We start from the raw sequence: 24,951 nt of genomic DNA, 5'->3' as shown, positions 1-24,951 counted from the left end.
GAGTTCTCAAGGAACGGACGCTTCCTTCGGACCGCCTTCCAGCGGACCCTCCGGGCTTCGTTCTTTCGTGTTTCCAGCTTACCAGATGCTTTCCGCTCCGTTTACCGGCGCTTTCTGCTTCCGACTCGCTGTTGTCTTCCAGCGCTTGGCGCCCTGTCCGACGTTTCAAACACTAGCCGACCTCCACTTCGAAAAGCGAATCCGGCCGCAATCCGATAAAACGAACACGCCATATACAGACTGGGCCGCACCTGCGCATGACAGATTCGCCCCAGCCCGAGCCGGGAAGTGTTGGTTCAGAGGATTGGCCGCCCCGGGACCGTCCGCGTTGACACGTGTCCGGTGCTCCCAGTCGAGCGACTGGGAGACCCTACCCCTCCCCGGTGCCCGAGACAAAATGCCCTGTCCGGACGGCACCGGCCCCCTCCTTCTCCCCTCTCTCCCGCGGGCTCCGGGTCGGCGCCCGCGGGAGAGAGGCCGGGCCCCCTACCCGCGACGAACGGTCGCCTACCTGAACAGGCGGTCGCCGCTGGTGGCCATGCGGTGGGTCCCGCTGTGGCGGTTCACCCAGTCCCGGACGAGGTTGACGGCGTTGGCGCACTGCCAGCTGTTGTCGTACTCGCGCACCCCGGTGAAGGCGCCGTAGCCGGCGATGATGCCGTCCACCTGGGCGTCGCCGAGGAGCTTGTCGACGTACCACGGGTCGTTGTAGGTGGTCGTCCAGGACAGGGTGGCCGCGAGTCGTCCGGCGGACCGGTCGGCGGCTCCCTTCTTCAGTTCCGCGCAGGTGTTGTAGGTGGCCTCCGTGCAGTTGCCGAAGCCCTTGGTGATGTCGCTGTCGCCGTAGTCCATCGCCCGGCGGCCGGCCGGGAAGCCGGAGCCGGACCGGTTGAAGGCGCTGTTCACCTGGTCGCGGGTGCCGGTCGTGGTGATGCCCTCCAGCGGGCCGAGCCTGCCCTCCAGGCTCTTCCAGCCACGGCCGCCGACGTCCGGGGTGCTGCCGCCGTGGTACTCGTAGAAGCCGTAGAGCACCTGGATGCCGGCGGCCGTCAGCCGCTGAGCCTTGTCGCGCAGTCCGGCGACGCTGCAGGTGCGGTTCGGCTCCTCGCCGCAGTAGTTGGGGTCCTTGATGTCCAGCCAGACCAGCGACAGCCGGCGGCCCGCGTTGGCGTTGGAGAGGATGCGGTCGAGCATGCTGTCGAAGCTGGGGCCGAGCCGGTTCTCGCCGGCCGAGGAACAGTCGTGGTAGGCGCGCCACTCGTTCGGGTTCCACCAGGCGCAGACGTCGATCTCGATGGCGTTGGCGCCGTGGTTGATCGCGGCGTCCACGCCGTCCAGGGTGTCGACCCGGTGCGCGATGGCGTAGATCGGGTGACGCTGGTCGGCGGCGGCCGCCGGGGTGGTGCCGAGCGCGGTGACGCCGACGATCCCGGACAGCGCCGCCGTCAGGGCCGACAGCGTCCGCAGGTGTGCACCGCGCCTGTGGTGAGTGGTCAAGAGGTGCTCCTTCTCGCTGGTGCTCGAAGTCGTCCGTACTCAGGCGTGCTCGGATCTACTCGGACGTACTCGGACAACCGATATCACCGACTCCTCGTCGCCGTACGGTGAACGAGCGACACCTGCGGTCTCGCGGGCGCCACCGCTCAGCCGAGCGGTGCCAGTACCCCGTAGGCGTCGGAGGAGTACGCGGCGAGGTCGGGGTGGCGCTTGAGCAGGCCCGCCAGGTCGTCGAGCGCCCCGGGCTGCTCCGTCATCCGCCGCGGCAGCACCAGCCGGCCGCCCTGCTCCGGCGGGACCAGGCCGCTCACCAGGGCGCGGCGCACGGTCCGCTCGTGCCGGGTACCACGGCCGGTGCCGCCGTACGGGTCGCGGGCCAGGGCGCTGACGCCACCGCGGGCGGAGAGCTGGTCGAGCTCCGGGACGAGCCGCCAGACCTGCTGGGCGTGGTGGCTCTGCACCGAACCGGCCAGGTTCGCCTCCAGGCCGTGGGCGTGGCACAGCTCCACGAGGAACCGGATCTCCTCCAGCGAGAGGATGCCGGCCCTGGCCAGACCGTGCCGGTCGGTGTCGTGGCGGTCGAGGTCGGCGAGCTCCGGGCTGCCGGCGGTGGAGACCAGTCCGATCCGGGCGACCTTCAGCAGGATGCTGGTGTCCACCATGATCGCGTCGGCGCCGGCCGCCGCGCTGGCCTCGACCATCGCGCGGATCGCCTCCCGATCGGTGCGACGGGCCGTCGTGAGACCGTAACCCGCGTGGGAGAACGGCTCGTTGACGGCCACGAAACCGCCGGTCGTGCCCGTCGGCAGGGCGCCGGAGGCCCTCAGCTCGGCCGGCTCCGGCCGCCGGCCGCCGAACAGCGGCTCGCCGTGCGGGTCGAGCAGTGCGTCCGCGTACTCGGCGAGGTCGAACGCCCCGGGCGTGGACGGCTCGCACGGGTAGTACTCCCGCAGGCCCACCAGGGCGCGCCGCACCTGCGGCAGTGTCTTGCGGGCGTCCCACAGGTCGAGGTCCTGCGCGAACAGGACGGACATCACCCGGGTGTGCGACAGCCGGTCGGTCCGGCGCAGCGTCGCCGTGATCTCGCCGAGCACGTCGGCCAGTTCACCGGTCCGCATGCCGTCCAGGCCGACCTTGACGATCCCGCAGGGATGCACCCGGGTGCCCATCGCCAGGGCGACGCCGAGGGCGGCCTGGGCCGCCTTGCCGACCTGCTCGTACGCCGACTTGGGCAGCGCCAGACCGTTCTCCGCGCGCCGGTACAGCAGCTGGTCCTCGCCGATGTTGGTGCTCAGCTGGACCGGGAGGTCCCGCCGGGCGGCCAGCACCGCGTCCGCGATGTCCATGATCCGGCGCGGTTTGATCGTGCCGAGCGCGCTGCGCGGATCCTCGCTGTCGATGATCCGCGCGCCGCCGAGGACCGCCTCCCGCGCCTCCTGCGGGTCGAAGACGCTGACCAGCAGCCGTCGATCCGCCCCGACCTCGCCGGGTATGCCGGACATTCCGATGGTCGACACCGTTCCCCCTCCGAGAACTGACTGTTCGTTCGGGGGTCAGTCTTGACCGCAAGAGGTGCTCAACCGACCGATCGGCGACCGATCCTCACTCGAAGGAGTGAGATCACTTGACAGCAGGGTGACCAGGCGGCGATGCCGCCCCGGCACGCGGCCGGTCCGCGGGCGCCGCCGGGTGCTCCGTCGGCGCCCACGGGCCCGTCACCGTCGCGGACCCGTCACCGTCGCGGGCCGGCCACGGCGTACAGCGCGCCACCGGTCACCAGCAGGGCCACCGCGGTCCAGGTGGACACCCCCGTCCCGGCCGGACAGGTCATCCAGCCGATCGCCTTCCCCACGGTGGTGGGCGGCAGCGGGGGGACGAGGATGGTGAAGCCGAGCCAGCCGATCGGCAGGATCCAGGCGAGGTGCGCTCCGCAGAGCACCGCCCCGAGCGCGGCCAGGCCGGCCAGGCCCGCGGTGTCCCGGAGGACGACCTCGGTGGGGGCGAACCTCGGCCCCGCGGCCTGCACCGCCAGCACCGCGGCGCCCACGACCACGCCGATCAGCAGCGCGTGCGCCGCCCGGCGGGGCGCCCACCGGATCGCGGCCGTCCGGTCCAGTGCGGAGTCCTGCCCGCCGAGCCCGACGGAGCCGGCCGCCACGCCCGCGGCGAGCACGAAGTACACGATCGGGTTGATCGCGTCCGCCTCCACCGCGCCCGTGCCGCCGCCCCGGTTGAAGGCCCACACCACCAGGGCGGTGAGCGCGACCGCGGCCGCCGACGTAGGCACCTGCCGTGAACGCGCGTACAGCGTCAGCCACCTCACCGCGACACCTCCCCGGCCAGCACCGGAATCTGGTCCTGCCGCGCGCAGGACAGGGAGGCGGCGTGCAGCGCGACGATCCGCGAGCGCTGCTCCGCCGGCGGCAGTGCCGCCAGCTTCTGCCACGCGGTGTCGGCCGCCGCCCAGGTCTCGACCTCGTACGCGGTGGTGCCCTTCGGCGCCAGCGGTTGGAGCTGGGGGTCGTGGAGCGCCCAGCTCACGGCGATGCTCTGGGCGGGGATGGCCTGGTGCCCGCCGCCCTCCTTGTCGTTGTCCGGGTAGCAGCTCGGTGCCAGGCCCTTGGCGATCAGCGCGCGGGTCAGCTGCTCGCCCGTCGCGTCGGCGAGCAGCCGTTCGCTGAAGTCGACCAGCAGCACGTCCGCGGAGAGTTCGCGCGCCTCGGCGAGCTCGTGCAGCGCGGTGTCCTCCCGTACCGAGGTCGGCGCCCGGTCGCCCAGGACCTCGTGCAGCACGCGCAGCGCGTCCTTGCTGCGCTGGGTGAGCTCGGCCAGGTGGGAACGGCTCGCCTGCGACACGCACACCGGCCCGTCGCACACCAGCGCCGCGGCGGCCTTGTCGACGACGTAGACGTCGCGCGCGGCGGACGGGAGGACCAGCAGGGCCAGGGCCAGGCCGGCCAGGGCGGGAGTCACCGCGAGCAGCCGGGCCCGCCGGGTCGCGGCCGCCAGCAGCGCGACGCCGGTGGCGAGCAGGCCGAGCAGCCAGAGCGTCTGGCCGAGGTGGACGGAGCCGGCCAGGGTCAGCTGCATCTGCCGCGGCTCCGGGGTCGCCGGGGACAGCAGGGCGAACCGGTTCGCCACCCGGCCCGTCGGTACCGCCCCTTCGTTGTTCATCCGCAGGAACAGGCCCGTCCCCACGAAGACGATCACCACCAGGGCCGGCGGGGTGAGGACGGAGGGCAGCGCCCGCGCGACGCCCATGCCGAACACGGCGCCCGCGACCAGGGCCAGTGCCGCCACCAGCGAGATCGGCAGCCAGCCGAGGGGGGTGTAGGTGGTCGGACCGGACGCCACCTGGACCCCGCCCACCAGGACCAGCAGGCCGAAGCCCACCGCCAGCGCGAGCCCGATCGCACCGGCTGGCAGCGCCGCGCGGCGCCAGGCCGGCCGCGGCGTGGTCGTCAGCAGCTCGGTCATCCGCGAGCGGGGTTCGCGCAGCCCGTACACCGCCCCGACGCCGATCACGAAGGGCCACCAGAAGGTCAGCAGGGACCGGGTCCAGAACGCCATGGTGGTCCACTGGGCCGTCCACCCCGCGGTGCCGTGCCACCAGAACGCGTCGAACGGGAGGAAGACCGCCAGGCTGCCGCCCAGGACGACGGCTCCGGCCCAGGGGGCGGCCGAGCGCTTCAGCTCGGTTCGCAGCACGCGTGCGTTCACCAGGCGCTCCCCTGCTGGCCGGAGGTGCGGAGCAGCGCCGAGTAGCCGCGCTCCAGGGGGCTGTCGCCGGGGTGCTCGGCGCTGCCCGCCGCGCCCAGCTCGTCCGGCGTGCCCTGGAAGACGAGGCGGCCGTCGGCGAAGAGCACCACGTCGGAGCAGGCGGCCGCGACGTCCTCGACCAGGTGGGTGGAGACGACCACGCAGGTGTCGCGGCCCAGGTCGGTCAGCAGTTCGCGGAAGCGCAGCCGCTGGGCCGGGTCGAGGCCGGCCGTCGGCTCGTCCAGCAGCAGCACCGCCGGGGAGTTGACGATGGCCTGGGCGATGCCGGCCCGCCGCACCATGCCGCCGGACAGGGTCTTCATCCGGTGGTCGGCGCGGTCCGCCAGGCCCACCCGTTCCACGGCGCGCTGGACGGCGTCGGGGATGTCCCGCTTCGGGACCTCCTTCAGCCAGGCCATGTACTCGACGAACTCGCGTACGGTGAACCGCTTGTAGTAGCCGAAGTCCTGCGGCAGGTAACCGATGCGGCGGCGCAGGGCCCGGTGGTCGCCCACCCTGCCGAGGGAGGTGCCGAGCATCTCCAGCTCGCCCTCGGTGGGGCGCAGCACGGTGGCCAGCGTCCGGATCAGGGTGGTCTTGCCCGCTCCGTTGGGCCCGAGGAGGCCGTGGGCACCGATGCCCAGCGAGAGGTCGAGGCCGTCGACGGCCATCTTGCTCCGTCCGACGCGGACCTTCAGGCCGCTGGCCCGGATCTCCCAGGGGTAGGTCTTCGGCGCGGTGTCGGCCGCGCTCGCCGTATACGTCATGCGAGGGTCCCTTTCGAGGACGGACAGGGTGGACATGGGTTTCACAGCGTCGAGTACGTGTCCCGGCGGGCGATCACGGCGCAGACGCCGAGCGCGAGGAGCAGTCCCCAGACGGGCAACTGGTCGCGTTGCAGGGCCAGTTGGAGGAAGGCGGGGACCCGGCCGGTGATCGAGGTGGGGGCCACGACGACGAGGCCCCACCCGGCCGCCAGCCCGAGGGCGGCACGGGTCACCCCGACCACGCTGCCCAGCGCCAGGGCGGTGGAGGTGAAGGCCAGGGAGGGCAGCAGCCATTGCGCGGCCGTCGTGCTCCCGGTCAGCCATCCCCCCAACAGGAGGACGGGCAGGACCACCACGAGGACCGAGGTGGTGCGCCTGAGCAGCAGGGGCAGGCCGGCCCGGGCGGTGGAGGCGGTCAGTTCGTGGGCCGGGTCCAGGCCGCTGGACCAGGACGCGGCGACGCCGCACAGCGGCAGCACCGGCGCGATCAGCGAGACCGGTGAGGAGCTGCCGAAGACCTCCGCCGGGGCGGCCGCGTCGAGCAGCAGCGCCACCAGGGTGACGACGGCGGTCATGGCCAGCCACGGGGTCATGGCCGGCGTCAGCCAGGACGACACCCACCTCGGCCGGCGCCACCGCGGGGGCACCGCGCCCACCGCGTCCAACCGCGGTTCCAGGCCGGCCCGGACGGTGTCGACGAGCGCGGCGATGTCGGGTGCCCCGGTGGCGACGGAGGCCGCCAGCAGGCTCCGGCAGGGCGCGCACGTCTCCAGGTGGGCCTCCAGCGCCCAGACCGTGTCCGCCGCCATCGTCGTGACGCCACGTGCGTAGTCGTCGATCAACTGCCTGGTCGCGTGTTCCCCACTCATGCCAGCGCCTCCCGCATCGCGATCCGGGCCCGACGGGCACGGGTCTTGACCGTGCCTTCGGGCAGTCTGAGCAGGACGGCGGTCTCCCGGACGGAGAGCCCGTCCAGCACCGTGGCCTGCAGTACCTCTCGGAGTTCCGGCGCCAGCCGGCGCAGGGCGTCCCCGACGTCACCGCCGACGGTGCCGGCGAGCACCTCCTCCTCCGCCGCGGGCACCACCGCGCGCTCGGCGGCGGCGACCGGCGGTTCGGCGTGGTGGGCCCGGCGCCGGAACGCGTCGACGAGGCGGCGCGCCGCGATCGTCCACAGCCAGCCGACGGCCGTCCCGCCGACCGCGCTCCCGGCGAACGCGCCGGCGGCGCGCCAGACCGCGAGGTAGGTCTCCTGCATGACTTCGGCGACGATCTGCTCGTCCGCGCAGCGGCGGCGCAGCCGTACGGCGAGCCAGGGCGACGTCCGCCGGTACAGCTCGTCGAAGGCCCCGCGGTCGCCCTTGGCCACCAGCCGGAGGAGGCGTTCCTCGTCCAGGTCGTCCAGTGTTCTCCTGCGTGATCTCACACCAGCCAGACGCCCGATGCGGCGTGCGGGTTCTGCATCGGAGGTGACCTGCGTCACATCCGGGCGGAATCGGCCGGCCTCCGCTGACCGGCCTTTCAGCAACCGCACGGGGCCGGCGCCCGCGCCCCGGTAAGGTGGTGGATCGTGGCCAGTCGTAAAACGTCGATCTTGGAAGCAGCGGCGCGGGTGATCGCGCGACGCGGGGTGCGCGGGCTGCGGGTGGAGGAGCTCGCCGCCGAGGCGGGCGTGTCCACCGCGCTGATCTACTACCACTTCAAGGACCGGACGGGGATCCTCCGGCAGACGATGGAGTTCATCAACGACCGGGCGGAGCGGTACACGACCGAGCGCGCCGAGGACGCCCCGCCGCTGACGCCCCGCGAGGAGCTGGAGCAGACCCTGCTGCTGGAGCTCCAGGACACCGCCGAGGTGCGGGAGAACAGCACCGCCTGGGGCGAGCTGCGGGCGAGCGCGGTGTTCGACGAGACGCTGCGCGAGGACCTGGCGCGGGCCACCCGGATCTGGGTGCAGGAGGTCGCCGAACTGCTCGGCACCGTACGGCCGATGTCCTCGGCGGTCGCGCTGGCCGGGGCGGCGGAGCGGCTGACCGCGCTGCTGGAGGGGCTGAGCACGCGCTGGCTGAGCGGCAGCCTGCCGCTGGCGCACGCCCGCACACTCATGGCCGACGCGGTCGACGCCGAGGTGGCCCGGCTCGGGTCCTGATCCGTACGGACCGCGCGAGGGGCCTCACGCTGCGCACGGAGCCCGTCAAGGATGCGTTAGGGCATGACCGCGAGTTTGACTGACTTTTCAGTCAGTGCGAGCCTGAACCCGCGGCAGGGTGCTGCCGCCCGTCCGTCCCCACGTGCGCCGCCCCGGCGCGGCGCGAAGAGTGGAGTCGGCGGCCCCCGGCACCCCTCCCGGCACCGTCGCACGATCTGGAGGCCCTCATGACCCACTACCGCGATGACCGCTCCACCGAGCCCTACCCCTGGGTGCCGGCGGACGACGTCCCGCACGCGCGGACCTGGATGTCCTGGCCCTCCCGCCGGGGCGTGTGGGGACTGCGGCTGGGCGGCGTCCAGGAGGACATCGCCCTGATCGCCCGCACGATCGCCGAGTTCGAGCCGGTGGTGATGTGCGCCCCCGACGACTGGACGGCGGGCAAGGCCCAGTCCTGGTGCGGCTCCGGAGTGGAGGTGATCACCGCGATCCCCACCGACGACCTGTGGATGCGCGACACCGCGCCGGTGTTCCGCCGGGACGGGTACGGCGGCCTGGACGCCGTGGTCCTCAACTTCAACGGCTGGGGCAACAAGCAGGTGCACCACGACGACGCCCGGGTCGCCGAGCTCGTCGCCACCCGCCGCGGCCTGCGCCACACCTTCGCGGACTTCGTCGGCGAGGGCGGCGCGATCGAGACCGACGGCGACGGCACCGTGATGGCCACCGAGAGCAGCCTGGTGAACAAGAACCGCAACCGCGGCATGAGCCGGGACGAGATCGAGGAGGCCGTCCTGGAGGCCTACGGCGCCGACACGATGATCTGGCTGCCCGGGATCAAGGGCCAGGACATCACCGACGACCACGTGGACGTCACCTCCCGGTTCGTCCGCCCCGGCACGGTGATGGTGCAGCTGCCGCCGGCCGACCGCAACGACGCCTGGGCCCGGGACGCCCGCGAGCAGTTCGCGATCCTCTCCGCCGCCACCGACGCCCGGGGGCGCCGCCTGCAGGTCGTCCCGGTGCACGGCCCGGACACCGTCCGCTCCCGCAGCTCCAAGTTCGTCGACTCCTACCTCAACTTCCACGTCGTCAACGGGGGTGTCATCACCGCCCAGTTCGGCGACGCGTACAAGGACGCCGCCGCCCGGGACGCGCTCGCCGCGGCCTTCCCCGGCCGTGAGGTGGTGCAGATCGACGTCGACCGCCTGATGGCCGGGGGCGGCGGCATCCACTGCTCGACCATGCACGAACCGCTGCCGTAACCCGGCCGCCCCGCGCACTCTCCTCCACCACCACCCAGACCCTCAGCTGGAGTTCCCGCATGACCAACGCCCTGTCCCGCCGCACCCTGATCCGCAGGCTCGCCGGCGTCGGCGCCGGAGTCGGCGCCCTCACCCTCGGCCTCACCGCCTGCGACCCCAACGACCTGAAGGACCTCGACGGCGCCGTACCGCCCACGCGGCCCGGTGGCACCCCCGGCGTGCGCCGCTTCGGCGCCGAGTGGGACAAGCACCTGCGCACGGTGATGTCCTGGCCCGCCTCCGAGAACGTCTGGGGCGACCAGCTCGCGGACGTCCGCCGGGACGTCGCCGGCCTGGCCCAGGCCATCGCCGCCCGCGAACCCGTCGTCCTGATGGCCCGGCCCGAACAGGCGGACGCCGCCCGGAAGGCCTGCGGCTCGGCGGTCGAGGTCGTCCCGATCGCGGTCGACGACCTGTGGGCCCGGGACACCCTGCCGGTGTTCGTCGAGGAGGGCGGCACGGTCAAGGGCGTCGACTTCAACTTCAACGGCTGGGGCGGCAAGCAGCAGCGCGGCAACGACTCCAAGGTCGCCCGGACGGTGCTGGCCAAGTACGGCGTCGAGCGGATCGAGACCCGGCTGGTCGCCGAGGGCGGCTCCTTCGAGACCGACGGCCAGGGCACCCTGATGGTCACCGAGAGCTCCGTCGTCAACGACAACCGCAACCCGGGCATGAGCCGGGACGCGGTCGAGGCCGAGCTGAAGAAGGTCCTCGGCGTGACCAAGGTGATCTGGCTGGCGGGCGTCAAGGGCAAGGACATCACCGACGCCCACGTCGACTGCCTGACCCGCTTCGTCGCCCCCGGCGTGGTCCTGCTCGACCAGGCCTTCCCCGGCACCCCGGCGGACGTCTGGTCCCGCTCGGCCGACCAGGCCCGCGACGTCCTGAAGGACGCCACCGACGCGACGGGCCGGAAGCTCCAGGTGGTGGAGCTCCAGCAGCCCGATCCCGACAAGATCACCGGGCGCGGCGACGCCTTCGTCTCCTCGTACATGAACTTCTACATCGGCACCAAGGGCGTCTACCTGCCGAAGTTCGGCGACGCCAGGGCCGACGACCGGGCCCAGCAGCTCATGAAGCAGTACTTCCCGGGCCGCGAGATCGTGCCGGTCAAGATCGACGCGATCGCGGCCGGCGGTGGCGGCATCCACTGCGCCACCCACGACATCCCCGCCCTGGGCTGACCGGACCGGCCGGGCCGGGGGCGACCCCGGACCGGCCTCCGTTCGGGGCCGGGTCCGGTCGGCGGGCCGGACCCGGCCCCGGCGGGTTCACGCCGCGGGCTGCTGCTGGGTGACGCAGTGGATCCCGCCGCCGCCCGCCCCGAGGGAGTCGATGTTGAGCTGCTCGACGGTGCGGCCGGGGAACAGCCGGGCGAGGGCCGTCCTGGCGGCGCTGTCGGCCTTGGTGTCGCCGAACTGCGCCGCGATCACCGCGTTGTTGCACAGGTAGTAGTTGGCGTAGGAGCCGACGAAGTTGGGGTCGGTCGAGCGGATCAGGTTGTAGTCGGGCCCCTGGATCCGGCTGACCGCGAACGGGGTGCCCTGGGCACCGGTGGTGGTGGTCAGGATCCGGTACTGCTGCCGTGCGTCGTTCGACCAGGCGTCGGTGTCGCTCGCCAGCGGCATCTGGACCACGGCCGTCCCCGCGTCGAGGAAGCGGGAGGTGGCGTCCACGTGGTCGTCGGTGATGTCCTGGCCGGCCACACCGTTGAACCAGACCACCGTGCTGGCGCCGTACGCGGCGCACATCGCGCTCTCGACCGCGGCCTGGGACATGCCGGGGTTGCGGTTGGCGTTGAGGATGCTGCTGCGGGTGGCCATCAGCGTGCCGGCCGCGTCGGTCTCGATGGCACCGCCCTCGGCGACCAGCCCGGCGGCGGTGAACGGCAGGCCGAGGTAGGCGGCGACGCGCCCGGCGACCAGGGCGTCGTTGCCGTGCGGGTTCTGGTGGTTGCCCCAGCCGTTGAAGTTGAGGCCGATCGTGTCGAGGCCGCCGGCGCCGTCGGTGCGGAAGACCGGACCGGTGTCGCGCATCCAGCAGTCGTCGACCGGGATGTCCCCGATGACGGTGACGGCCGAACCGCACATCGAGCGCGCCTTGGCGACGCTCGCCGGGTTGGCGCACATGGTCACCGGCTCGTACTTCGCGATGGTCTTCGCGATCAGGGCGATGTTCGACTGGACACCGCCGAGCTTGTTCCGCCAGATGGTGCTGCTGTCCGGCCAGGCCATCCAGGTGCGGGTGTGCCGGACGGTGTCCAGCGGCACCCGGAGGCCGGCGGCGACAGCCGGGCCCGCGGTGGTGGTGCGGGGTTGCGCGGCCCGGGCCTGCCCACCGCTCGCCGCGGTCAGCGCGGTGCCCGCGACAGCGAGCCCGGCGGCCGTCAGGAACCGGCGTCGGCCGAGCCCTCCGTCGATCGCCGGATGGGATCTGAAGCTGCCCTCCATCACTACCTCCCTGTCAAAGTACGCTGCCTATCCGGCAGTTGACCGAAAAGGTAAAACTGACCAAGCGCTCGGTCAATACTTTGCGCAGAGATCGGTGCCGATGCGCCCCTGCCGCTCCCCCGCAGTCGTTACAGTGGCGGCCATGGCGACACAGGCGACGGGCGCAGCCCCGCGTACGGCCCCCGGCCCCGGCGGCACCGGCCGGGCGCGCGCTTCCGCCAAGGGCGAGCAGACCCGGGCCCGGCTGATCGCCGCGGCCCGCACCCTGCTCGCCGGCGACGGCGCCGGGCGGTTCACCACCCGCAACGTGGCCGCGCTGTGCGGGGTCTCGCACGGGATGTGCCACTACCACTTCGCGGACCGCACCGACCTGATCGTCGCGGTGGTCGAGGACATCCGGCCCGAGTGGATCACGCCGCTGGAGGAGGCGGTCGCCGGCCCCGGCGGCTACGCCGAACGCTCCGAGCGGGTCCTGGCACTGCTCACCCGGCCCGAGAGCCCCGACCTCGCCCGCCTGCACGCGGCCCTGCACTGGCTCGCCCTCAACGACGAACGCGTCCGCGCCAGCCTGGAGGCCGAGTACGCGCGCTGGCGGTCCTCCTTCGTCGGCCTGTTCCGCTGCCTGCTGGACGAGCGCGGCGACGGCGCCGACCCGGTGCCGCTCGGCGAGGCCTTCGCCGCCGCCGTGGACGGGCTCGCCGCCATCGGGTCGCTGGACGGGACGGTGGACGCCGAGCGGGTGCTGCGGACGCTGCTGGACTCGCTCTCCTCCGCCGCCGCCCGGCCGGCCGGCGCCTGACGGTCCCATCATCTGACCCCGCGTCACCCGGTGGACCCGGGCGCGACGGGCTGCTGCTGGGTGGCGCAGTGGATGCCCCCGCCGCCCGCGGCGATGTGGTTGATGCCGACCTGGGTGACCTTGCGCCCCGGGTGGAGGTCGCCGATGATGCCGGCCGCCCGGTCGTCGGTGGCCTGGTCGCCGAAGCGCGGGACGATGACGCCGCCGTTGCAGACGTAGTAGTTGATGTAGGTGGCGAGGAAGTCCTTGCCGGCGCCCTGGATCAGGGTGACGTCGGGCTCGGGCAGGTCGACCACGGTGAGCGTGCGGCCCTTGGCGTCGGTCTCGGACTGGAGCACCTGGACGGCCTGCGCGGAGGCGGTGGTCCAGACGTCCGGCGGGGTGTCGGCGGCGGGCCGGTGCAGCACCACGGTGCCCGGCTCGGCGAAGCGGGCGAGGGCGTCGACGTGGCAGTCGGTGATGTCCTGCCCGGCGACGCCCTTGAACCAGATCACCTTCTCGACGCCGAGCAGGCCCTTGAGGCTCGCCTCGATCTCGTCGCGGGACTTGCCGGGGTTGCGGTTGTCGTTGACCCAGGAGCTCTCGGTGGCCATCAGGGTGCCCTCGCCGTCCACCTCGATGCCGCCGCCCTCCCCGGTGACCGACGCCTGGACGCGGGTGATGCCGTAGTGGTCCAGGAGGTAGCGGGCGACCAGGGCGTCGTTGGCGTGGGTCTGCTTGCCGCCCCAGCCGTTGAAGTTGAAGTCGACCCCGGCGAGCCCCTTCGGGCCCGTGACGAAGGTCGGGCCGGTGTCCCGGGCCCACAGGTCGTCGACCTTCAGTTCCAGCACCTCGACCGAGGAGCCGCAGGCCTGCCGGGCCTGGTCGGCCTGGTCGGGGCGGGCCAGCAGGACGACCGGCTCGAAGCCGGCGATCGCCTGGGCCAGCCCGGCGATGTCCTGCCGGACGCCCGGCAGTTGGTCGCCCCACACCTCCTCCAGTGCCGGCCAGGCCATGAAGGTGCGGGTGTGCGGGCCGGACTCGGCCGGCATGGCCCACCCGCCGGCCGCCGGGCTCCCCGACCCGGCCGCCCCCGAGGCCGGACCGCTCTGACCGGACTGCTCCCCCGATCCGCTGTCGGAGGAGCAGCCACCGGTCAGGGCCAGCGCGGCGAGCGCGGCCCCGGACTGCAGGAGTGAACGGCGGGACGGCCGGGGGTGAGCCATGGGGCCTCGTTCCGGTTGGGGTCGGGTTCGGCTCCGCAGGCTACTGATCGGAAGGTCAGATTCCGGTGCGGCACGCACCCGCCGTTCGGGGGAATCCGCTCGCACCCCCGCTCACCTCCCCTCGGCTCACGCCGCCTCGGTCACCGCCTCCCGCTCGCGGCGCAGCCGGTGCTCGGTGCGGATGCCGGACCAGGCGGTGCAGGCCAGGCTGGCGGCGATGAGGCCCTCGGCCCAGAAGAACGCCACGTAGTCGATCAGGGATCCGATCGGCGGCGCCCCGGGGGCCGCGTTGCGCATGCCGATCAGGGCGAACAGGCTCGCCGCCATCCAGCCCAGGGAGGGCCAGACCAGCCCCTCGCGCTTGCGGTACAGCACCTCGGCGGCGCCGAGGACGGCCAGGGCGATGGCCCACATGGCCGCGATCATGAACCAGGAGAGGATGAAGGTGCTGCGGGACCGGGTGATCCGCGTATCCAGGGTCACCGCACCGGAGCTCGCGGTGGTGGCCTGCGGGCGCAGTACGAAGAACGGGTCGGTGTCGGTGAGGACCAGGCCGACGGGCACGGCCGCGCCCCCGCTGGTGGCGGTGAAGCCGGCCTCGGCGCGGTAGCGGTCGAACGGGTAGTCCGTCTTGGTGCCGTCGTACGTCCCCACCTGGACGAGCTGGGACGCCGCGGCCTCCCCCTCGGCCGCCCGGATGGTCACCTTGGGGGTGCCGGTGACGGTGATCTCGACGGGGCGGGCGAAGGTCTGGGAGTCCGGCCCGGCGGCGAACCTGCCGTGCGGGACGGGGGTGACGTAGAGGGTCAGCTGCTGGGCGGTCGGGTCCACGTCCTGGGCGGTGACGTCCAGTTCGATCCAGTCGGGCGTCGAGGGGACCGCCAGCTCCCTGGTCTGTTCACGGGTGTCGCGCTCGTTGAGGTACAGCCCGATGCCCGACCCGCAGAGGGTGACGACCACCGCCAGGACGGCGGCGAACCGCCAACGGCGGCGGGGGGATCGGTGCGCGGCCCGGTCGGTCGCGCTGGTGTCGTCGGTGGTGACCTGCACGGTCGTCCTTCCTGCGGCGGTGGCGCCGGGCCGGCAGGGTCGCTGCTGCCCGGCGTCGCCCGCCGGTGTTGCTCGGTCGCTCCGGCCCGGCAGGTCCCACCACCTGCCGGGCCGGAGCCGTCTTACAAGGCGCGGCGCGCGGCGGCGATCCGGTCGGGATCCCAGCCGGGCCGGGGGACGGACTCCAGCAGCAGCCGGGTGTAGGCGTGCTGCGGGGAGTCCAGGACGTGGGCGGTGGGGCCGGATTCGACGATCCGTCCGTGGCGCATCACGACGACCTCGTCGGTGACGCAGCGGACGACGCCGAGGTCGTGGGTGATGAACAGGTAGCCGATGCCGGTCCGTTCGCGGATGTCGGCGAGCAGGTTGAGGACCTGCGCCTGCACGGAGACGTCCAGCGCGGCGACCGCCTCGTCCAGCACCAGGACGGCCGGTTGGACGGCCAACGCCCGTGCGATGGCGACGCGTTGGCGCTGGCCGCCGGAGAGCTGCCGGGGCAGCGCGTCGGCCGCCCGGCTGCCGAGGCCGACCTGGTCGAGGAGTTCGCGGATCCGGGCCGCGTGGTCGGTGCCGGGGAAGTGCAGCCGCAGGGTCTCGCGGAGCACGGCCTCGACGCTGGTGCGCGGGTCCAGGGAGAGGTACGGGTCCTGGAAGACCATCTGGACCTCGCGGGCGCGGGCCAGCCGCCCGGCCCTCCCCCGCACCCGGCCGGCGCGGGCCCGGCCCCGGACGGCGACCCGCCCCTCGTCGGCCTGTTCGAGGCCGACGACGATCCGGGCGGTGGTCGTCTTGCCGGAGCCGGACTCGCCCACGATGCCGAGCGATCCGCCGGCCGGGAGGGTGAAGGAGACGTCGTCCACCGCCCGTACGGTGCCGAAGGTCCGGCACAGTCCGGTGACCTCCAGTACGGCCTCAGGCATCGGCGCGGCTCCCTTCGAGCGGGTGGTGGCAGGCGACCGGGCCCGGCGCCGGGGTCTCCTCGCGGCACAGGGTGGTCGCCCGGGGGCACCGGGGGGCGAACGCGCAGCCCGTCAACTCCTCGCGCAGGTCCGGTGGTTGGCCGTCGATGGCGGCGAGTCGGCCGCTCCCGGAGTCCAGCCCCGGGGTGGCGGCCAGCAGCGCGGCGGTGTAGGGGTGGCGGGGCCGGGCGAAGAGCGCCTCGGCGGGGCCGCTCTCGACGATCCGCCCGGCGTACATGACGTGGACCCGGTCGCTGATGGCGGCGGCGAGGCCGAGGTCGTGGGTGACGAACAGCAGGCCGGTGCCGAAGCGTTGGCGCAGCCGGTCGAGGAGCGCGACCACCTCGGCCTGGCTGGTGACGTCGAGCGCGGTGGTGGGCTCGTCGGCGAGCAGCAGGACCGGGTCGCCCATCAGCGCGGCGGCGATCATGACGCGTTGGAGCATGCCGCCGGACAGCTGGCCGGGGTAGCGGCGCAGCAGTTCCGGGCCGAGGCCCACGGCGTCGAGCAGTTCGACCGCCCGCCGCTCGGCGTCCTCCCGGCTCGTCCGGCCGCCGAGGCGGACGCCCTCGGTGAGGAAGTCGCCGACGCGGCGCAGCGGGTTGATCGCGGCCCTGGGGTCCTGGAAGACCATGGCGGCCCGGCCGGTGCGCAGGGCGCGCAGCCGGTCGGGGCCCATCGTCAGGACGTCCTCGCCGTCGACCAGGACGCTGCCCTCGGCGGTGGCGCCGGGCGGCAGCAGGCCGAGGGCGCTGCGGGAGGTGAGGCTCTTGCCGGAGCCGGACTCGCCGACCAGGGCCACGGTCTCCCCGGGGCCCACGGCGAGGTCGACCCCGTCGAGGACGGGCCGGGCGGTGCCGGGCAGGCGGAGCCGCAGGCCCCGGATGTCGAGGGCGTTCACGCGGTCCTCCGGTTCGGGGCTGCGCCGGTTCGTCGGGTCCCCCGGTTCGTCGTTCTCCGGTTCGTCGTTCTCCGGCTCATCGGCTCCTCCGGGCGACGCGGTCGGCCCAGCGCTCGCCGACGACGTTGAACGCGACGACGGTGAGCACGAGGAGGACGCACGGCAGGATCGCGGAGAGCGGGTAGCCGTGCTGGATCGCCGTCTGGCCGTCGAAGACCATCCGCCCCCAGTCGGGGGTGAGCGCGGGGACGCCGAGGCCGAGGAAGGAGAGGCCGGCGAGGTCCATGAGGGCGTAGCCGAAGTTGATGGTGGACTGCGCCAGGACGATCGGGGCGATGTTGGGCAGGACGTGCCGCAGGCAGATCTGCGCGGCGGAGTGGCCCTGGACCTGGTACGCGGCGACGTAGGGCCGTTCGCGTTCGGCCAGCACCAGGGAGCGGGTCAGCCGCGAGACGTACGGCAGGTAGGCGATCGCGAGGGCGACGACGGGGGCGAGGAGGCCCTCCCCGTACACCGAGACGATCAGGATGGCGAGCAGCATGCCGGGGAAGGCGAAGACCAGTTCGGTGCCGCGGGAGAGGACGGAGTCGAGCCAGCCGCCCCGCCAGCCGGCGACCAGGCCGACCAGGACGCCGGCGACGGTGGAGAAGGCGACCACGCCGAGCGGGCCGAGCAGGGAGGTGCGGGCCCCGAGCAGGAGCCGGGAGAGGGTGTCGCGGCCGGCGGCGTCGACGCCGAGCAGGTGGTCGGACGAGGGGCCGGCGAGGGCGTTGCCGAGGTCGACGGCGTTCGGGTCGTCCGGCGCGATCCAGGGGGCGAGCAGGGCGGCGAGCACCACCAGGGCGACGAGGCCGAGGCAGGCCAGGTGGAGCGGGGCGCGGGCGGCCCTGAGGCGGCCGAGGCCGGGCCGGCGGGTGAGGGCGACACTCATGCGTCGGCCCTCCTCGAACCGAGGGCGACCCGGGGGTCGACCAGCGGGTGGAGCAGGTCGACGACCAGGTTCACGGTCATGAACAGGGCGACGATCAGCAGCGAGATGGCCTGGACGGTGGGGAAGTCCTTGGTGGTGGTGGACAGTTCGAGGAGCTGGCCGATGCCGCCGATGCTGAACGCGGACTCCACCAGGATCGTGCAGACCAGCAGGGTGGAGACGATCAGGCCGCCGGTGGTCAGCACGGTGCCCAGCGAGTTGCGGAACACGTGGCGGCGGATCACCTCGCGCTCGGGCACGCCGCGGCTGCGGGCGACGGCGACGTGCTCGCCCTCCAGGGCGTCCAGCATCGCCGAGCGGGTGACCCGGGCGAGCATCCCGATCAGGTACAGCGCGAGGGCGACCGCCGGCAGGGTGAGGTGCCACAGCAGGTCGCCGAAGCCGTCGCCGGTGCCGCTGGTCGGGAACCAGCCCAGCTTGACCGCGAACAGGCCCTGCAGCAGGACGGCCGCGACGAAGGAGGGGGTGCCGACCGCGAGCGTGGTGGAGAGCAGGACCGCCGAGTCGGTCGCGCCGCCGCGCACCGCGCCGATCCAGCCGAGGGCCAGGCCGAGGACGGCGACCACGAGCAGGGCCATGACCACCAGGGTCAGGGTCGCGGGCAGCCGGTCGGCGAGCAGCCGGGACACGTCGGTGCGGTAGGTGATGGAGCGTCCGAAGTCGCCCTGCAGCACCTGGCCGAGCCAGCGGAAGTACCGCACCAGGAACGGGTCGTCGAGGTGGTACTGCTCGTTGATCGCCTGCAGGGCGGCCGGTGAGGCCGACCGGCCGGACAACAGGAAGCTCGCCGGGTTGCCCGGTGCCAGGTACATCGCGCCGAAGACCACGAAGGACGCGCCGAGCAGGGTGGCGGCCATCTCGGCCAGCCGCCGGGCGGCGAATCTCAGGAAGTTCACCGGGCGGCCCCCACGTCGGCGGCCCACGGGTAGTACATGTACGAGATGGTGGTGGGGGCGCCGGTGACGCGCTTGTTGAGGAAGACGGAGGTGGGCCACTCGGCGACCGGGATCCACAGCAGCTGCTCGGAGGCGGTCTGCTGGAGCCTGGCCTCGATCGCGCCGCGCCTGGCCGGGTCGTACTCGGCGGTGGCCTGGTCGACGAGGTCGTCGTAGGCCTTGTCGCTGAAGCCGGCGTAGTTCTGGTAGGCGCCGGTCCGGAAGTTGGCGAGCAGGTCGAGCGGGTCGGTGACGGAGTCGTAGTACGTCTCCGGGAACAGGTCGATGCCCTCGCGCGCCTTGGCGTCGGTGAACAGCGCGGTGAAGGCGTTCGGGGCGATCGTCTTCAGCTGGACGTTCAGGCCGATCTTCGCTCCGGCGGCCTGGACGGCGGTGGCGAGCAGCGAGACGTCCTGGCCGATGGTGCTGGTGGCGACGGTGAGCGTCCTGCCCTCGGCGCCGGCCTCCTTGACCAGGGCCTTGGCCCGGTCGATGTCCGGGGCGGTGGGGGTGAGGTGGTCGAAGGCCGCCTTCCGGACGTCCTCGGGGGCGCCGGCCCAGGCGGCCCTGGTGGTGAGGGAGCCGGTGACGGTGCCGGCGCCGGCCAGGCCGGTCCGGACGAAGCCGGAGCGGTCGAGGGCCAGCGACAGCGCCTGGCGGACCCGCAGGTCGCCGAGCGGGCCGTTCATGCTGGTGACGTTGAGGTTGACGGTGCTCAGGCCCTCGCCGAAGTAGAGCGTGCCCGGGCCCTCGCGCTTCAGCCGGTCGTAGCTCTCGGTGGGGATCAGGTAGCCGCCGTCGACGTCGCCGGTGAGCATCGCGTTGGTGCGGGCGGACGCGTCGGTGAGGAAGCTGAACACGACCTTCTTCGACTTGGCCTTGGCGCCCCAGTAGCCGTCGAAGCGCTGGAGCTCGATCGACTGGCCCTTGGCCCAGGTGCCCAGTGTGAAGGGGCCGGTGCAGTCGAGGCCGCCGCTGGTGCCGTAGTCCTTGCCCGCGGCCTCCACCCCGGCCTTGGCGGCGACGACGCCGGCGGCGGTCGCCATGTACTGCGGGAACTGGGAGTCGGGCTGCTTGAGCTTGACGGTGACCTGGAGCGGGCCGGTCCTGGTGACGGACTCGACGTTCTGGAACACCTGCGCCCAGGCCGCCGCGTTGTCCGGGTTCATCTGCCGGCCGAGGCTGTAGACGACGTCGTCGGCGGTCATCACCGTGCCGTCGTGGAAGTGGACGCCGGAGCGCAGGTCGTAGACCCAGGTCGCCGGGTCGGGGTTGGAGGCCTTCTCGGCCAGGCCGGGGGCCAGGGTGAGCTGGGGGGTCCAGCGCATCAGGCTCTCGCAGACGTTGGAGAGCACCGTGTTCTGCGGGTAGTCGAAGGCCTGGAGGTAGTCCAGGGTGGGCGGCTCGGCGTAGGTGGCCCAGGTGAACGAGTCGAGCTCGCCCTTGGCGGGCGGGGTGTCGGCGGAGAGCCGGACCGCCGCCTGGTCGGCGCCGCCGCGGGGCGGGCCGGAGCAGGCGGCGACCAGGGCCGCCGCCGAGAGCAGGGCGGTGGCGAGGACGAGCCGGCCGCGGGCTCCGGCGCCCCTCGCGGGCGCGGTGGGAGTCATGAGGGTGGGGTCTCCGTTCGCTGGCGAGGGGTCAGGCGTGGGCGGCCGGGATCTGCTGGGTGATGCAGTGGACGCCGCCGCCGCCGTAGGCGATCACCCGGGCGCGCACGCCGACGACCTTCCGGTCCGGGTAGGCGGCGGCGAGCACGGCCAGGGCGCCCGCGTCCTCGGGGTGGTCGGCGACCGGCACGACGACGCCGCCGTTGGCGAGGTAGAAGTTCAGGTAGCCGACCTCGACCTCGCGGTCGTCGACCTCGACGAAGGCGGCCTGCGGCAGGTCGACGATCTCGAAGGGCCGGCCCTGGGCGTCCGTGGAGTGCTCCAGCACGGCGCGGTTGGCCCGCATCCGGGCGTAGTCCGGGTGCGCGGGGTCGGCCGGGAGCTGCACCACGACCTTGCCGGGGGCGACGAACGCGCAGACGCCGTCCACGTGCCCGTCGGTCTCGGTGTCCAGCGCCCCGCCGTACGGCAGCCAGACCACCTTGGTGACGCCGAGGCGCGCCTTCAGTTCGGCCTCGATCTCCTGCCGGGTCATCTCCGGGTTGCGGTTGGGGTGCAGCAGGCACTGCTCGGTGGTGATCAGCGTGCCCTCGCCGTCGACGGTGATCGCGCCGCCCTCGAGGATCATCTCGGAGCGGATCGCCGGGGTGCCGAGGTGCTCCAGCAGCAGGCCGCTGATCCGGTCGTCGGCGTCCCAGGGGCTGTGCTTGCGGCCCCAGGCGTTGAAGCGGAAGTCCACGCCGGCCCGGTGGCCGTCCCCGTCGAGGACGAAGATCGGCGCGGAGTCGCGGAACCAGGAGTCGTCCGTCGGCAGCTCGACCACGGTGATGCCCTCGCCGCACCGGGCCCGGGCCTCCTCGCCGTGGCCGGGCGGCGCGACCATGGTGACCGGTTCGAACTGCGCGATGGCGCGGGCGACGGCCGCGTACTCGCCCTTCACCTCGTCGAGGGTGTCGCCCCACAGGTCCGGGCGGACGGGCCAGGCCATCAGGCAGCCCTCGTGCTCGGTCCACTCCGCGGGCATTCGGTACGTCACGGGAAACCTCTTCTGTTCGGGCCCCTCCGGGCGCGGCGCGGCGCGCCGGGCAGCGACGTGGCCGTCGGTGGTGCCCGGGAGGGGGTGGGGGTCTACGGGGCGCTCCCTGGCTGATGCGGGAGGCGTGGGGGTTGCCCCGCATCCTCTACCGTACTGAAAATTCAGTCAAGACTTGGAGGCAAAGCTGATGGAAACCCCTGAAACGATCATCAGGAACCTGTCTGACCAGCCGGGAAGGCCGGTAGAGTGGGCGCCCATGTCGGACCGTCGGACGGAAATACTCAAGGCCGCGACCCGGGTGATCGCCCGGCGCGGCGTACGCGGACTGCGCGTGGGCGAACTCGCCGCCGAGGCCGGGGTGTCCACCTCGCTGATCTACTACCACTTCACCGACCGGGCCGGGATCCTCCGGGAGACGCTGGCGCACATCAGCGACCGCGCGGACCACTACACCGCCGACGAGGAGCCCGCCCCGGCCCGCGCCGAGAGCCCCCGGGCCGACCTCGAACGCGTGCTGCTCCGGGAACTCCAGGACAGCCAGGACGTCCGGGAGAACAGCACCGCCTGGGGCGAGTTGAGAGCCACCGCGGTCTTCGAACCGCACCTGCGCGAGGACCTGGCGCGGACCACTCACACCTGGGTGCACGACATCGCCGAACTGCTCGCCCGGGCCGATCCGTGCGGCACCGCCCCGGCGCACGCGGCCGCCGCCGAGCGGCTCACCGCCCTCGTCGAGGGCCTGAGCGTGCGCTGGCTGAGCGGCTCGCTGCCGCTCGACCACGCCCGCCGGCTGCTGTGCGGGGCCGTCGAGGCGGAGCTGGCGCGCGACTAGCCGGGCCACCGCGGGCGGACCGTTCCCGTCGGGCTCCCGCGTCGGACACCCCTCGCCGGGGCCGATTCGGCCGATCCTGATAAAACCTCTAAACTCTGCGGCGCCGTGCGTGCCGTACGTGCCGCGTGTGCCGTACGCCCGTTTCCGGCCCGTCCGGCCCGTCCGGCCCCCGTGCCGCCCCCTGACCGCCGAGAGAGGCAGCCCGCATGTCCGCTGACCGGTCCCCCTTCGCCCTCCAGCCGGTCTTCCAGGAGCTGGCCGCCGACGACCCGCGCGAGGTCGGCGGCCACCTGCTGGCCGCCCGGCTCGGCGCCGGCGGCATGGGCCGGGTCTACCTCTCGTACACCCCCGGCGGCCGGCCGGTGGCGCTCAAGGTGGTGCGGCCCGAACTGGCCGGGGACCCGGAGTTCCGGGCCCGGTTCGCCCAGGAGGTGGCCAGCGCCCGGCGCATCCACGGGCTGTACACGGCCCAGGTGGTCGACGCGGGCGTGGACGCCGCCACCCCCTGGCTGGCCACCACCTACGTGCCGGGCCCCTCGCTCCAGGAGGTGGTGCAGCGCCACGGCCCGCTCCCGGAACGGACCGTCCTGCTGCTGATGGCCGGCATCGCCGAGGCGCTGCAGGCGATCCACGCCACCGGGGTGGTCCACCGGGACCTCAAACCCGGCAACGTGCTGATCGCCTCCGACGGCCCCCGGGTGATCGACTTCGGCATCGCCCGCGCGGCCGACGCCAGCGCGCTGACCGGCACCGGCCTGCGGATCGGCTCACCCGCCTACATGGCGCCCGAGCAGGCCGTGGGCCGGGCCGCGACCCCGGCCACCGACGTGTACGCGCTGGGCGCCCTGGCCGTCCACGTCGCCGGCGGCGCTCCGCCGTTCGGGGACGGCCCGGACCCGGCGGCGCTCTACCGGACCGTCCACGAGGAGCCCGACCTCGGCCGGGTCCCGGAGAGCCTGCGCGCGCTGCTGCTGCGGTGCCTGGCCAAGCGGCCCGAGGACCGTCCGACCACCGCCGAGGTGATCGCCGCCGCCCGGAGCCACCCGGCCGTGGGCGGGCAGCTCAGGTTCGGCGACGACTGGCTGCCGCACCCGCTGACCAGCCAGATCACCCGGCACGCCGAGCTGCCGCAGGTGCCGGCCGAGGGGCCCGGGTGGGACTCGGCGCGTACGGTCCTCGCCCCGACCACCCCGCCGACGCCGACGGTGCTCGCGCCGGCGCCTGCGACCGGAGCCGCCCCGGCACCCGCCGGGCCACTGCCCGCCGGGCCGCAGGTGTCGGCAGGCCGTCAGGCCCCGCGCACGGGCGGCCGCAGACGCGCCCTCGGGCGCACCGCGCTGACCGCCGCCGTCGCCCTGGCCGTCGGCGCCGCCGCCGCGACGGCCCTGCTGCTCGACGACCAGGAGTCGGGGGAGGCCTCGGCCGCCGAGGCCCCGGTGTCCGGTGCCGCCGAGCCCGGCGCCCCGACCGCCGCCCCGACGCCCGCCGGGTCGCCGTCGCCCACCCGGTCCGTCCCCGTCGCGCCGGGCGCCGCGCCGCCGTCCGCCCCCGCCGCCGAGTACGCCCCGGCCTACCGCGCGGTCGAGCTGACCTCGTCGGACGCCGGCTACGAGTTCGACCTCGCCACCGGCACCGTGGTCCCGACCGACAGCGCGACCTGGTACGTCGGCCGCGGCGAGGGCGAGTTCCTGGTGCCGGAGAACGCCGACTCCTTCATCGGCCGGGACGCCGGACTGGGCCCGGCCGAGTGCCTCAAGGGCCTCGGCAGCCGCCCGGCCGGGCGGATCCCGTTCGCCGCCGTCGGGCCGCGCGGCGCCTTCTGCGTCCGGTCCGCGGACGGCCGGGACCTCGCGGTCGTCCGGGTGCTGTCGACCGCGGGCCCGGACGGGCCGGTCCGGGTGTCCCTGGACCACTACCGCCGCAACGGCTGAGAGCCGTCGTTCCCCCGTCGGGCGGCGGGGGGGACGACGGCTCCCGGCGTCGGCGGCGGGCTCGTGTACGGGCCCGCCGGTCAGAGCGGCCGCTTCACCGGCCCGGCCTGCGGGGCGGCGGGCGGCTCGGTGACGGCTCCGCCGGGCGAACCGGGCGTCGCTCCGCCAGGTGAACCGGCCGTCGCCCCGCCGGGCGAACCCGCTGTTGCTCCAGCGGGAGGCTCGGCCACCGCCCCGCCGGGCGCCCCGTCCTCCCGCAGGGCCGCCGTCTCGGACTTCAGGATCCGCATCGACTTCCCCAGTCCGCGCGCCATCTCGGGCAGCTTCTTGGAGCCGAACAGCAGCACCAGTACGGCCACCGTGACCAGCACGTGCCAGGGCTCCAGACCATTGCGCAGCATCGCCGCCTCACCCGGCCTTTCATCGTCGTGACCGGGGCCGCTCGTACGGCGCCCCCGGTCGTCTCGGGGTGGTTTGGGTGACTTCACCGTAAAGCTTGACTGATTTTTCAGTCAATGCGAGAGTCGGTCCCGGCGCTGCCGACCGACCTCGTCCTCCCGGACGACCTCCTCGTCCGCCGCCGACCATCGCCGCGTGGGCCGCTCCCCCGGAGCCCGCCCTCCCCGCCGCGCCGGATCCACCCCCCAGCCCCACCGGAGTCCACCGTGTCCCAGTCCCCCCTCGCCCGCCGCACGGTGCTGCGCTCCCTCGCCGGAGCCGGTGCGATCGCCCTCGGCGCGACGGCCTGCGCCACCGCCGGCGACGAGCCGGCCGGCCCC

General features: G+C 73.7%; 23 protein-coding genes. 6 read left to right on the top strand and 17 right to left on the bottom strand.

Going from position 1 to position 24,951, the window contains the following annotated elements:
• Positions 1–507 precede the first annotated feature (507 nt).
• The 7 genes from ACWDCZ_RS30810 to ACWDCZ_RS30780 form a co-directional block, all read right to left on the bottom strand.
• Positions 508–1,497 (bottom strand): phospholipase, encoded by a 990-nt coding sequence (locus ACWDCZ_RS30810; RefSeq protein WP_449817537.1) that lies wholly within the window; start codon positions 1,495–1,497, stop codon positions 508–510.
• A 146-nt stretch (positions 1,498–1,643) separates the two neighbouring features.
• The gene (locus ACWDCZ_RS30805; RefSeq protein WP_387974420.1) at positions 1,644–3,014 is read right to left on the bottom strand and encodes a (5-formylfuran-3-yl)methyl phosphate synthase; all 1,371 of its coding nucleotides are present in this window, start codon (positions 3,012–3,014) and stop codon (positions 1,644–1,646) included.
• A gap of 215 nt (positions 3,015–3,229) precedes the next feature.
• The gene (locus tag ACWDCZ_RS30800; protein WP_074004644.1) at positions 3,230–3,820 is read right to left on the bottom strand and encodes a hypothetical protein; all 591 of its coding nucleotides are present in this window, start codon (positions 3,818–3,820) and stop codon (positions 3,230–3,232) included.
• Complete coding sequence (locus ACWDCZ_RS30795; protein WP_449817536.1) at positions 3,817–5,217, bottom strand: hypothetical protein; 1,401 nt, start codon at positions 5,215–5,217, stop codon at positions 3,817–3,819. The genes ACWDCZ_RS30800 and ACWDCZ_RS30795 overlap by 4 nt, the downstream gene beginning before the upstream one ends.
• Positions 5,214–6,023, bottom strand: coding sequence for an ABC transporter ATP-binding protein (locus tag ACWDCZ_RS30790; protein WP_449817535.1), 810 nt, complete (start codon positions 6,021–6,023; stop codon positions 5,214–5,216). The genes ACWDCZ_RS30795 and ACWDCZ_RS30790 overlap by 4 nt, the downstream gene beginning before the upstream one ends.
• Before the next feature lie 41 nt (positions 6,024–6,064).
• Positions 6,065–6,892, bottom strand: a complete 828-nt coding sequence (locus ACWDCZ_RS30785) for a zf-HC2 domain-containing protein (RefSeq protein WP_380741420.1) — start codon at positions 6,890–6,892, stop codon at positions 6,065–6,067.
• Positions 6,889–7,449 (bottom strand): RNA polymerase sigma factor, encoded by a 561-nt coding sequence (locus ACWDCZ_RS30780; RefSeq protein WP_449817534.1) that lies wholly within the window; start codon positions 7,447–7,449, stop codon positions 6,889–6,891. The genes ACWDCZ_RS30785 and ACWDCZ_RS30780 overlap by 4 nt, the downstream gene beginning before the upstream one ends.
• 144 nt (positions 7,450–7,593) lie before the next feature.
• Between ACWDCZ_RS30780 and ACWDCZ_RS30775 the strand changes: the two genes are divergently transcribed.
• The 3 genes from ACWDCZ_RS30775 (at position 7,594) to ACWDCZ_RS30765 (ending at position 10,660) form a co-directional block, all read left to right on the top strand.
• Positions 7,594–8,172 carry a TetR/AcrR family transcriptional regulator gene (locus ACWDCZ_RS30775; RefSeq protein WP_049650856.1) on the top strand — a complete coding sequence of 193 codons (579 nt, stop codon included), beginning with the start codon at positions 7,594–7,596 and terminating at the stop codon, positions 8,170–8,172.
• A gap of 227 nt (positions 8,173–8,399) precedes the next feature.
• Positions 8,400–9,437, top strand: coding sequence for an agmatine deiminase family protein (locus ACWDCZ_RS30770; protein WP_049650855.1), 1,038 nt, complete (start codon positions 8,400–8,402; stop codon positions 9,435–9,437).
• A 59-nt stretch (positions 9,438–9,496) separates the two neighbouring features.
• A complete protein-coding gene (locus tag ACWDCZ_RS30765; RefSeq protein ID WP_449817533.1) occupies positions 9,497–10,660 on the top strand; it encodes an agmatine deiminase family protein in 1,164 nt (387 codons plus the stop codon).
• Positions 10,661–10,747: 87 nt separating this feature from the next.
• On the opposite strand, the gene ACWDCZ_RS30760 is transcribed toward ACWDCZ_RS30765, so the two are convergent.
• The gene (locus ACWDCZ_RS30760; RefSeq protein WP_449817532.1) at positions 10,748–11,926 is read right to left on the bottom strand and encodes an agmatine deiminase family protein; all 1,179 of its coding nucleotides are present in this window, start codon (positions 11,924–11,926) and stop codon (positions 10,748–10,750) included.
• A gap of 142 nt (positions 11,927–12,068) precedes the next feature.
• Between ACWDCZ_RS30760 and ACWDCZ_RS30755 the strand changes: the two genes are divergently transcribed.
• Positions 12,069–12,725, top strand: a complete 657-nt coding sequence (locus ACWDCZ_RS30755) for a TetR/AcrR family transcriptional regulator (protein ID WP_449817531.1) — start codon at positions 12,069–12,071, stop codon at positions 12,723–12,725.
• 23 nt (positions 12,726–12,748) lie between these two features.
• On the opposite strand, the gene ACWDCZ_RS30750 is transcribed toward ACWDCZ_RS30755, so the two are convergent.
• The 8 genes from ACWDCZ_RS30750 to ACWDCZ_RS30715 all read right to left on the bottom strand — a co-directional run bounded on the left by ACWDCZ_RS30750 (position 12,749) and on the right by ACWDCZ_RS30715 (position 21,409).
• The gene (locus ACWDCZ_RS30750; RefSeq protein WP_449817530.1) at positions 12,749–13,930 is read right to left on the bottom strand and encodes an agmatine deiminase family protein; all 1,182 of its coding nucleotides are present in this window, start codon (positions 13,928–13,930) and stop codon (positions 12,749–12,751) included.
• Positions 13,931–14,056: 126 nt separating this feature from the next.
• Positions 14,057–14,980 carry a DUF4436 family protein gene (locus ACWDCZ_RS30745; RefSeq protein WP_449817529.1) on the bottom strand — a complete coding sequence of 308 codons (924 nt, stop codon included), beginning with the start codon at positions 14,978–14,980 and terminating at the stop codon, positions 14,057–14,059.
• A 122-nt stretch (positions 14,981–15,102) separates the two neighbouring features.
• Positions 15,103–15,900 carry an ABC transporter ATP-binding protein gene (locus tag ACWDCZ_RS30740; RefSeq protein WP_049650845.1) on the bottom strand — a complete coding sequence of 266 codons (798 nt, stop codon included), beginning with the start codon at positions 15,898–15,900 and terminating at the stop codon, positions 15,103–15,105.
• Positions 15,893–16,840, bottom strand: coding sequence for an ABC transporter ATP-binding protein (locus ACWDCZ_RS30735; RefSeq protein ID WP_449817528.1), 948 nt, complete (start codon positions 16,838–16,840; stop codon positions 15,893–15,895). The genes ACWDCZ_RS30740 and ACWDCZ_RS30735 overlap by 8 nt, the downstream gene beginning before the upstream one ends.
• 76 nt (positions 16,841–16,916) lie before the next feature.
• Positions 16,917–17,771, bottom strand: coding sequence for an ABC transporter permease (locus ACWDCZ_RS30730; RefSeq protein WP_117492841.1), 855 nt, complete (start codon positions 17,769–17,771; stop codon positions 16,917–16,919).
• The gene (locus tag ACWDCZ_RS30725; RefSeq protein ID WP_079272556.1) at positions 17,768–18,727 is read right to left on the bottom strand and encodes an ABC transporter permease; all 960 of its coding nucleotides are present in this window, start codon (positions 18,725–18,727) and stop codon (positions 17,768–17,770) included. The genes ACWDCZ_RS30730 and ACWDCZ_RS30725 overlap by 4 nt, the downstream gene beginning before the upstream one ends.
• On the bottom strand, positions 18,724–20,373 hold the full coding sequence (locus ACWDCZ_RS30720) for an ABC transporter substrate-binding protein (protein WP_074004632.1): 1,650 nt from the start codon (positions 20,371–20,373) through the stop codon (positions 18,724–18,726). Before ACWDCZ_RS30720 ends, ACWDCZ_RS30725 begins: the two co-directional genes overlap by 4 nt.
• A 31-nt stretch (positions 20,374–20,404) precedes the next feature.
• Positions 20,405–21,409, bottom strand: a complete 1,005-nt coding sequence (locus ACWDCZ_RS30715) for an agmatine deiminase family protein (RefSeq protein ID WP_449817527.1) — start codon at positions 21,407–21,409, stop codon at positions 20,405–20,407.
• 256 nt (positions 21,410–21,665) lie between these two features.
• Between ACWDCZ_RS30715 and ACWDCZ_RS30710 the strand changes: the two genes are divergently transcribed.
• Together ACWDCZ_RS30710 and ACWDCZ_RS30705 are read left to right on the top strand one after the other, a co-directional pair.
• The gene (locus tag ACWDCZ_RS30710) at positions 21,666–22,241 is read left to right on the top strand and encodes a TetR/AcrR family transcriptional regulator (RefSeq protein ID WP_449817526.1); all 576 of its coding nucleotides are present in this window, start codon (positions 21,666–21,668) and stop codon (positions 22,239–22,241) included.
• Between the two features lie 206 nt (positions 22,242–22,447).
• Positions 22,448–24,172, top strand: coding sequence for a serine/threonine-protein kinase (locus ACWDCZ_RS30705; RefSeq protein ID WP_449817525.1), 1,725 nt, complete (start codon positions 22,448–22,450; stop codon positions 24,170–24,172).
• 80 nt (positions 24,173–24,252) lie between these two features.
• Here ACWDCZ_RS30705 and tatA read toward each other — a convergent pair whose 3' ends face one another.
• On the bottom strand, positions 24,253–24,573 hold the full coding sequence (gene tatA / locus ACWDCZ_RS30700) for a Sec-independent protein translocase subunit TatA (protein WP_117492838.1): 321 nt from the start codon (positions 24,571–24,573) through the stop codon (positions 24,253–24,255).
• Between the last annotated feature and the right edge of the window lie 378 nt (positions 24,574–24,951).

The organism is Kitasatospora sp. NPDC001225, from assembly GCF_053597855.1.
Note: the sequence above shows the minus strand (reverse complement) of the source record. Positions and strands in the feature narration are given on the sequence as shown.